This window comes from Alcanivorax sp. HI0083, from assembly GCF_001635175.1.
Genome location: NZ_LWFX01000763.1, coordinates 1 through 9,123 on the forward strand (window position 1 = coordinate 1; position 9,123 = coordinate 9,123).

Here is a 9,123-nt window from a genome sequence, read left to right on the forward strand (position 1 = left end):
GTGGTTCCCTTTCCTAGAGGCAAGGCGCAGCAGATGTACGCTTCAGGCCGTGCCCTCCGGGTCTTCCAGGCTGGCCCGCACTCGTCGTTGCGTTTTTTCGATGGATGGACATATCTCGATCCCAGTTAGGGGACACCTTCAAAATCGCGCCTAGATTGCGAGCCAGCCTGAAAGACTGAGCATGCAAGGAGTTATTCAGAGGTTCCTTAAACCTTGTCGATCAAGGCCCGCATGCTGCGCACGGCTTCATCCAGCCCGGTAATCGCCGCCCGGGCGATAATGCTGTGGCCAATATTCAGCTCGTTGATACCCGGGATTTCCGCAATCGGCAAGGTGTTGTGATAGTGCAGGCCATGGCCAGCATTGACCACCAACCCCTGCTCCAGCGCAAACGCCACTCCGGAACGGATGCGCGCCAGCTCCTGCTGCTGTTCGTCCACCGTTTCTGCATCGGCGTATCCACCGGTATGAATTTCAATTGCCGGGGCGCCGCATTCCCGGGCCGCCACAATCTGTTCTTCATCCGCATCAATAAACAAGGACACTTCAATGCCTGCCTGCCCCAGTCGCTGGCAGCACTGGGCAATCCAGGCCTTGTTACCTGCCACATCCAATCCACCTTCGGTGGTCAGCTCTTCACGCTTTTCCGGTACCAGACAGCAATGCGGCGGTTTAATCCGGCAGGCAATGCCCACCATTTCTTCAGTGGCCGCCATTTCCAGATTCATACGGGTCTGTAGTGTTTGCGCCAGCAGCTCCACATCCCGGTCGTTGATATGCCGGCGGTCTTCACGCAGGTGCACAGTAATACCATCTGCCCCCGCCTGCTCCGCGACCAATGCAGCCTGCACCGGCTCGGGGTAACGGGTGCCGCGGGCCTGACGAAGAGTGGCGATATGATCGATGTTGACGCCGAGAAGTACTCTGGACATAAGACTCACCTTAAACGCATTTTACGGGCCAGCCGGAAGAGACGGGGCCCCTGAGCTTTTAGCTTTTAGCTTCTAGCTCGTAGCTCGTAGCTCGTAGCTGATACTTTGATTCTAGCTTTCATTTCTCCCGAAACAGCTCCCGGCTTTTCAATGGCCGGTTGCCCAGATGCGGAGCCAGCAACTGTCGACACAAACTTAATGCTGCCTTGCGCGCGGCAGGATGCCAATCCCCCTGAGCAATGGCCAGCAAGTCCACGCCAGCATAACCTGCCCCGGTGTCTGTCTTCGCCAAACCCTGCTCAGGATTTAACTGGTATAACGCCTCGGGATCCAGCCCGTGCCCGTGAACATCCTGATCCAGGGCAATGCCGTAACCAATTTGCTCCAGCACCGCCAACTCGAATTGCCGCAGGGTAATATCGAAGGGCGTCTGCGTCAGCAAATCGGACAAGGCCTGCTCGTATAACGGCCAAACCGATGGATTGGGGTCGTCCCGATGCAATAATCGCGTCAATAGCTCGTTCAGGTAAAACCCGCAGTACAAAGCCTTGCCGGTGAGCATAAGTCGATTCCCCCGTGGCTCGCACGCCCGCAGGGAATACATCTCACCGGAGGGCTTCAGGGCTACCCACAAGGGAGTAAACGGTGCCAGTAACGGATCTTTGCGGCCGCCACGCACCACCGCACCAACTCGGCCAAGTGCAGGAAGAAACAGGTCTACCGTCAGGCTGGTATTACGAAAAGGCCGCCGGTGAATTAGCCAGGCGGCTTGCAGTGACGTCTCAGCGAGGCTCATCGTAGCCGAGGGAGCGCAAAGCGCGGGCATCATCGGACCAGCCCGCCTTGATCTTCACCCACAGGTTGAGCATTACTTTGCGCTCGATCAAACGCTCGATATCTTCACGGGCCTGGATGCCGATCTGCTTGATACGCTCACCCTTGTCGCCAATAAGAATTTTTTTCTGGCCACGACGTTCCACCAGAATAGCAGCAGAAATTTCGGTGACGCGGGGGCCGTCTTCCCACATCTCCACTTCCACACTCACCTGATGGGGGACTTCCTGCCCGAGCTGGCGTACCACTTTTTCACGAATAATTTCCGCCACCATAAACCGCAGGCTGCGATCGGTAAGCTGGTCCTCCTCGTACCAGAACTCCCCTTCCGGCAAGCGCTGAACCAGTGCCTTTTCCAGCTCTACCAGGTTTTGTTCACGCAAAGCAGAAACCGGGATCACCGCGTCGAAGGGGTAGCGTTCACTCAAGGCCTGGATGTGCGGCAACAAGGCAGCCTTGTCATCCACGTTATCGACCTTGTTGATGATCAACAGCACCGGCACCTGATCCTTTTCCGGCAACAAGGACAACACATGCTCGTCCGCCGGCGTCCACTTCATGGCATCCACCATCATGCAGATTACATCTACACCGAACAGGGTGGATACCGCAGCTTCATTCATGGCGCGGTTCAGGGCTTTTTCCTGACCGGTGTGAATACCCGGGGTATCGGCAAACACAATCTGATAGTTATCACGGCTGAGGATACCGTGAATCCGGTGGCGGGTGGTCTGCGGCTTGCGTGAAGTAATACTGACTTTCTGGCCAATCAGGTGGTTCATCAACGTGGATTTACCCACATTGGGGCGCCCGACGATGGACACCATGCCACAACGAGTGGCCTGGGAATCGTCAGTCTGGGAAGACGGGGTATCAGTCATACTGCTGCTCCAGCCATTCAAGCGCCAGGCTTGCGGCCTCTTGCTCGGCCTTACGGCGGCTCGCGCCCTGGGCAATAAATATTTGCTGCACCTGATCCAGTGAGCACTGCACATCGAAAGTCTGTTTCGGCGCCAGGCCTTCCACCTGGGTCACTTCATAGGTAGGTAATTCAAATTTGCGTGCCTGCAGCCATTCCTGCAAACGGGTCTTGGCATCCTTCTGGGCACTTTGCGGTGAAACCGCTGCAAGGCGGGGCGCAAACCAGGACAACACCACATCCCGGCAACGGGGCTCACCACCATCCAGCAGCATGGCGCCAATTATCGACTCCAGCGCATCCGCAAGAATGGAATCGCGACGAAAACCACCGCTTTTCAGCTCGCCACCACCCAGTACCAGGTATTCCCCCAGGCCCAACTCCCGTGCGACCAGCGCCAACGTCTGACCACGCACCAGAGACGCCCTCATACGAGTCAGCTGGCCTTCGGCCGCTTCAGGAAACTGTTCAAACAGGGCAACGGAAATAATCTGCCCGAGCTGGGCATCACCGAGGAACTCCAGCCGCTCATAGTTACGGTAGCGGCTGACACTGCGATGGGTCAGTGCCAACTCAAGCAGGGATATATCCTGAAACTGATAGCCCAGGCGGGCCATCAGTCGGTTAAGGTCTCCATTCACTGGCGAACGTCTTTCTTGAACTCGTCTTTGAAGGTCATCACGATGCTCACGTTGTAAAACATCGGTTCGCGCACTTCATAGTCCGCGGAAACGGTCAGTACCCCGCCTTCCTTGACAATCGCCAGGTCATCCACGCGAATCACATTGACCTGGTTGATGGTAAACCGCTTGCCGATGCCTTCGCGAATTTCCCGCGGGGACATCAGTGCCGTTTTGCCATCTTGCAACTGTGATCGGATGGTTGTCGCAATCGTGTTGTGTTCCATATAGGCCGGAACCATGCGAAATGCAGCCGTCCCCAGGATAGCCACCACAATCAGCACAACCGCCCAGCTGATCAGTGACATCCCACGTTGCCGTGAGGGCGTTGTTGTCATCATTTTAGTTTGCCTCCACCTTATCAATAGCGCCATTACGAGAAAAACTGGGCAGAGAGAAAACCGGTTTCCAGTGCATCCAGATCAGGAACGCTTCCCCCACGACCAGCCCCTCAGGGACTATACCCCAGAATCGGCTGTCGTTACTGTTATCACGGTTGTCGCCCATCACAAAGTAGGCGTCTTCCGGCACGGTCCACTCTCCCTGAGTGCGAGCCTGGGGCAGCTGGCGCCCGGTATAGGGGTTGGTTTTGCCTTCCTGCCAGATCAGGTGAGTAGCGTTACCCAGCTGTTCAACGTATTGCTTGCGCCATACCCCCGGGCCAACCCATTCATTGACCAGATCCCGATCAATGATCTCCCCGTTCACCGTCAACACATTGTCCTTCACCTGCACAGTGTCACCGGGCAACCCCACCACACGCTTGATGAAGTTCTGCTGCCGGTTTTCCGGAAACTTGAACACCATGACATCGCCACGCTCGGGCTCGCTGGTTTCAATAATTTTGGTGTTGGTCACGGGCAAACGCAGGCCATAAGCAAACTTGTTGACCAGAATGAAGTCATTTATCTGCAGCGTCGGCAACATGGAGCCGGAGGGAATAGTGAACGGCTCGACAATAAACGAGCGGATCACCAGCACCACGAAGAATACCGAAATCAGCGAGTTGGACGTTTCCACCACACTGCCCACCGGGCCGCCTTTACTCTTCAGTTTCAGCACCTTGTCGATCAACCAGACAACGACAGTAATAGCCAGCGCCAGGGTCAACCAAAAACCGATATCAATATCCAACAGAAATCTCCTAAATAACGCTGGACGCCTGGCGCCTGACGCCGGATGACTGGAGGTTTTGCGTCCGGCCTTTGGCGTCTTGCATCCGGCGAGTATTCATTAATCATCCACCTTGAGCACGGCGAGGAAGGCCTCCTGGGGGATTTCTACATTCCCCACCTGTTTCATGCGCTTCTTGCCTTCTTTCTGCTTCTGCAGCAGCTTCTTTTTACGAGACACATCACCGCCATAACATTTCGCGGTCACGTTCTTGCGCAGGGCTTTCACGGTCTGGCGGGCAATGATCTTGCTGCCAATGGCCGCCTGAATGGCCACATCAAACATTTGTCGTGGCACCAGCTCTTTCATTTTTTCACACAGGGCACGGCCTCGGTAGGCTGATTGGTCCAGGTGGCAGATCATCGCTAGCGCATCCACTTTATCACCGTTGATCAGCACATCGACCCGCACCAGCTTGGTGGCTTCGAATCGCTCGAAGGCATAATCCATGGAGGCAAAGCCCCGGCTCACGGACTTGATGCGATCAAAGAAATCCAGCACCACTTCCGCCATGGGAATGTCGTAGGTCAGGGCAACCTGCTTGCCCAGGTACTGCATGTTGATCTGTGAGCCACGACGTTCCACGCAAAGGGTGATCACATTACCCACAAATTCCTGTGGCACCAGGATATTGACCCGCGCAATAGGCTCACGGAACTCCTCGATCTTGCCGCCTTCAGGCAACTTGGACGGATTATCCACGTGCAGGATGTCGCCAGAAACCAGCGCCAGCTCGTAGACCACGGTGGGGGCCGTGGTAATCAAATCCAGGTCGTATTCACGTTCCAGTCGCTCCTGGATGATTTCCATGTGCAGCATGCCCAGGAAGCCCACCCGGAAACCAAAGCCCAGTGCGTCGGACGTCTCCGGTTCATAGAACAGGGAGGCATCATTCAGGGTCAGCTTGGCCAGCGCATCGCGGAAATCTTCATAGTCATCCGCACTTACCGGGAACATGCCCGCGTAGACCTGCGGCTTGACGTTCTTGAAGCCCGGCAAGGCCGGCACATTGGGGGTTTTCGCCAGGGTCAGGGTGTCCCCCACCGGAGCCCCGTGAATATCCTTGATGCTGCCGCTCACCCAGCCCACTTCGCCGGCTTCCAGCAATTTAGTCTCGGTGCGTTTGGGAGTGAAGATCCCCAGGCTGTCGACCACATGGGTCTGGCCGGTGGATTTCACCAGAATCTTGTCACCTTTTTTCAGGCAGCCTTCTTTGACCCGCACCAGCGAGATCACGCCCATGTAATTATCGAACCAGGAGTCGATAATCAGGGCCTGCAGGTCCGAGTCGCGCTCGCCTTCCGGGGGAGGAATGCGCTCAACCAATTGCTCCAGCAGATCATCCACGCCGACGCCAGTCTTGGCAGACACCCGGCAGGCATCATGGGCATCCAGGCCGATGATTTCCTCGATCTCGTTGATCACCATTTCCGGCTCTGCCTGGGGCAGGTCGATCTTGTTCAGAACCGGCAGCACTTCCAGATCCTGCTCAATGGCGGTGTAACAGTTGGCCACGGACTGGGCTTCCACGCCCTGGGCAGCGTCCACCACCAGCAGCGCCCCCTCACAGGCCGACAGGGAACGGGACACCTCGTAGGAAAAATCCACGTGACCCGGCGTATCAATAAAATTCAACTGGTAGGTTTCGCCATCACGGGCCGTGTAGTACAAGGTCACGCTCTGGGCCTTGATGGTAATGCCCCTTTCCCGCTCCAGCTCCATGGAATCCAGCACCTGAGACTTCAGCTCACGATCACTAAGGCCGCCGCAAACCTGGATAAAGCGGTCTGCCAACGTGGATTTGCCATGGTCAATATGGGCGATGATGGAAAAGTTGCGAATATTCTTGATGTCAGTCATAAGGCCTGTTGAACAAAAGGTCGTTGCCGCACCAGCCTTCCCCGCCCCGCATTCTCAAACCCGGGGGACAGAAAGGGCCGTCCTGCTGCCCGACCCTGCGCCGGACAACACACCGTGATACTCAAAACGACAAACAATGGGCCGCGATTCTAGCGGATATCGGGGGGGAGTTGCACGGCGCACCGTCCGGTGCGCCGAAAAACCACGCCGGGCACCCCAAAAAAGGGGCTATGGCAGCTTCAGCGCCAGAAAACGGGGGGTGCCATCACGGTTGACCAGTGCCGCCACGGTGCCTTCTTCCGGCAGATCCGCCGCCACATCGGCCAGATCCGCAGCGCTATTGATCGGTGAGCTGTGCAGAGTCACCAGAATATCGCCGACCTGGATCCCCGCCTGGCGGGCCGGACCATCCGTAACCTGAGTAACCACAACCCCCGCTTTCAGGTCCAGGCGGCTCAATTCTGATGCAGACGCCTCACGCACGGTCAGACCGAGCTTCACACCGGGGTCGGTCTCGTTATCCTGGGCGCCACCGCTCAAGGCCATTTCCGGATTATCCGGCAGCAGCCCGATGGTTACCGACAAGGTCTTTTCCTCACCATCACGGACTACCACCATGTCCACATCCGATCCCGGCTTCACCAGGCCAACCCAGCGTGGCAGCTCCGACGAGCGATAGATGGTTTCATCGTTGAAACGGGTAATCACATCACCCGGCTCCACCCCGGCCGCCTCGGCCGGAGAGCCCGCCAGCACCTGGGAAACCAGGGCACCACGGGGCGAATCCAGCCCAAAGGATTCGGCCAGATCCCGGTCCACTTCCTGAATCAGCACACCCAGCCAGCCCCGGCTGACCTTGCCGCCATCCTTGAGCTGGCTGACCACATCCATGGCCATATCCACAGGAATGGCAAAGCTCACGCCCATATAACCGCCGGAACGGCTGAAAATCTGTGAGTTAATCCCGACCACTTCACCGCTAAGGTTGAACAGCGGCCCACCGCTGTTACCCGGATTGATCGCCANATCGGTCTGGATGAAAGGCACATAGCTGTCGCTGGGCAGACTGCGCCCTTTGGCGCTGACAATCCCGGCCGTCACACTGCTGTCAAACCCGAATGGCGCACCGATGGCCAGCACCCATTCACCCACTTTCAGGTCGGCAGAGGAGCCGATATCCACCACGGGCAGATCACCGGCATCCACTTTCAGCAACGCCAGATCACTCTGTTCATCAGCCCCCACCAACTCGGCGGGCAGCTCACGGCGATCCTGCAGGCGCACCATGATCTCATCGGCTTCCGCCACCACATGGTTATTGGTCAGCACGTAACCATCTGCGGAAATGATAAAACCCGAGCCCAATGAGCGGGTATCTTCCTGCTCCGGCAACGACGGTATTTCACCTTCACCACCGAACTGTTCGAAAAAATGCTGGAAAAATTCAGGCAGCTGCTTGAGCTGATCTGCGGCAGAGGACTCATCCCGGTGCGTCACGGTGCTGATATTCACCACCGCCGGACCTTCCTTTTCGACCAGGCGAGTGAAATCAGGCAGACCGGTCACCAAAGGCTCACCGCGCTGGGCTGAAGGTTCAGAAGAAGGGTCGGAGCATGCCGCCAGTACGGCACTCAGGATTACAAGCCACACTGCTGCGAAACGATATCCTCGTCGCATTGAAGTCTCCTTTTATCAGGCCTTTTCGCGGCCTTTTATTGCGATGCAGGCTTAATCACCACAGCCTGACAACTATCGTCCCCGGATGGCATCAGGCGTGGCTGATAAGCCAGAGTATGCCCCGCGCGGCGGCTCATGGCACGATTGACCGCAAAACCGAGAAACAACCCCGCCATACCCAGCAAGGCAGATGCATCAACGGTTTCGATGGGAAGAGCCAAGCCCAGCAAGGCACCAGTAAACAACAATACCAGCGGTAGCCCATATACCCACAGCGCACCACGCATTAGCGCGCCCTCGGGCAACGCCACATTGACGGTATCGCCAACCTGGTGAGAATCTTGAGAAGGAACCCGCAGACGGGCGCGCTGCCCGGACTGCTGTTCATTGATGAGGTGATGCCCGCAGCCAGCTTTCGCCTTGCAGGCACCACAGGTGGACGCACGCACGGTTTCTACCCAGATAGCCCCGGGCTCTACCGCCACGACGACTCCCTGCTCCTGTAACATCAGGGCTGGCTGTCTCGCACGCTGATGCCTTCAATCACACGCTCTGCGGTGTTTTGCGGCACCTCACCCACCAGCGTCACCAGGTAGGCACCGCTAGGGGCGGTGAGTCTGCGGCTAACCGCTACCGTGGGGCCAACGCGGCTTACACCCTCTTCCACGGTGCTGTCTCCCACCGCTTCCACAAACACGGTAAACGCCGCCAACCCATCACTGTAACCCTGTGCGGCCACGGGCTCGCGGTCGGAACCGCCCTGTCGCCAATCCTGATCCACAGAGGTAAAACCCGCTGGCATCCATTGCGCTTCCACCGACAACTGGTGAGACGGGTGAGAATCCGCCAGTTGCGTCAGATCGCTTTCTTTCACGGTTTCAGGGATGGAAAAATCCTGCTCGGTAAGCGGCGCGGCCAAGGTCAAGGTAACAAATTCCACCCGCTCCAGCGCCACACCACTGCCATCAACCACTTCCGATTTAAGCAGCAGATTACTCTCATTATCGAGCCACAGGCGGTAGCCGTAGCGATGGGTATCCAGCGGCGC

10 protein-coding genes are annotated in these 9,123 nt (G+C 57.2%); all 10 read right to left on the minus strand.

Features of this window, described 5'->3' with window-relative positions; translation table 11 throughout:
• Positions 1 to 206: 206 nt before the first annotated feature.
• Positions 207 to 932, minus strand: a complete 726-nt coding sequence (gene pdxJ, locus A3754_RS07450; RefSeq protein WP_063519208.1) for a pyridoxine 5'-phosphate synthase — start codon at positions 930 to 932, stop codon at positions 207 to 209.
• A gap of 118 nt (positions 933 to 1,050) precedes the next feature.
• Positions 1,051 to 1,728 carry a DNA repair protein RecO gene (gene recO, locus A3754_RS07455; protein ID WP_063519209.1) on the minus strand — a complete coding sequence of 226 codons (678 nt, stop codon included), beginning with the start codon at positions 1,726 to 1,728 and terminating at the stop codon, positions 1,051 to 1,053.
• A complete protein-coding gene (gene era / locus A3754_RS07460; protein WP_063519210.1) occupies positions 1,715 to 2,647 on the minus strand; it encodes a GTPase Era in 933 nt (310 codons plus the stop codon). Before era ends, recO begins: the two co-directional genes overlap by 14 nt.
• Positions 2,640 to 3,326, minus strand: coding sequence for a ribonuclease III (gene rnc, locus A3754_RS07465; RefSeq protein WP_082872317.1), 687 nt, complete (start codon positions 3,324 to 3,326; stop codon positions 2,640 to 2,642). Before rnc ends, era begins: the two co-directional genes overlap by 8 nt.
• Positions 3,323 to 3,673 (minus strand): DUF4845 domain-containing protein, encoded by a 351-nt coding sequence (locus tag A3754_RS07470; RefSeq protein WP_231880537.1) that lies wholly within the window; start codon positions 3,671 to 3,673, stop codon positions 3,323 to 3,325. Before A3754_RS07470 ends, rnc begins: the two co-directional genes overlap by 4 nt.
• A gap of 34 nt (positions 3,674 to 3,707) precedes the next feature.
• The gene (lepB, locus tag A3754_RS07475) at positions 3,708 to 4,499 is read right to left on the minus strand and encodes a signal peptidase I (RefSeq protein ID WP_063519213.1); all 792 of its coding nucleotides are present in this window, start codon (positions 4,497 to 4,499) and stop codon (positions 3,708 to 3,710) included.
• A 99-nt stretch (positions 4,500 to 4,598) separates the two neighbouring features.
• Complete coding sequence (gene lepA, locus A3754_RS07480) at positions 4,599 to 6,398, minus strand: translation elongation factor 4 (protein ID WP_063519214.1); 1,800 nt, start codon at positions 6,396 to 6,398, stop codon at positions 4,599 to 4,601.
• A gap of 228 nt (positions 6,399 to 6,626) precedes the next feature.
• A complete protein-coding gene (locus A3754_RS07485; protein ID WP_082904768.1) occupies positions 6,627 to 8,075 on the minus strand; it encodes a DegQ family serine endoprotease in 1,449 nt (482 codons plus the stop codon).
• A gap of 35 nt (positions 8,076 to 8,110) precedes the next feature.
• The gene (locus A3754_RS07490; RefSeq protein ID WP_231880538.1) at positions 8,111 to 8,560 is read right to left on the minus strand and encodes a SoxR reducing system RseC family protein; all 450 of its coding nucleotides are present in this window, start codon (positions 8,558 to 8,560) and stop codon (positions 8,111 to 8,113) included.
• A 23-nt stretch (positions 8,561 to 8,583) separates the two neighbouring features.
• Positions 8,584 to 9,123, minus strand: a 540-nt coding sequence (locus A3754_RS07495) for a MucB/RseB C-terminal domain-containing protein (protein WP_197468546.1), incomplete at its 5' end; no start/stop codon positions are given.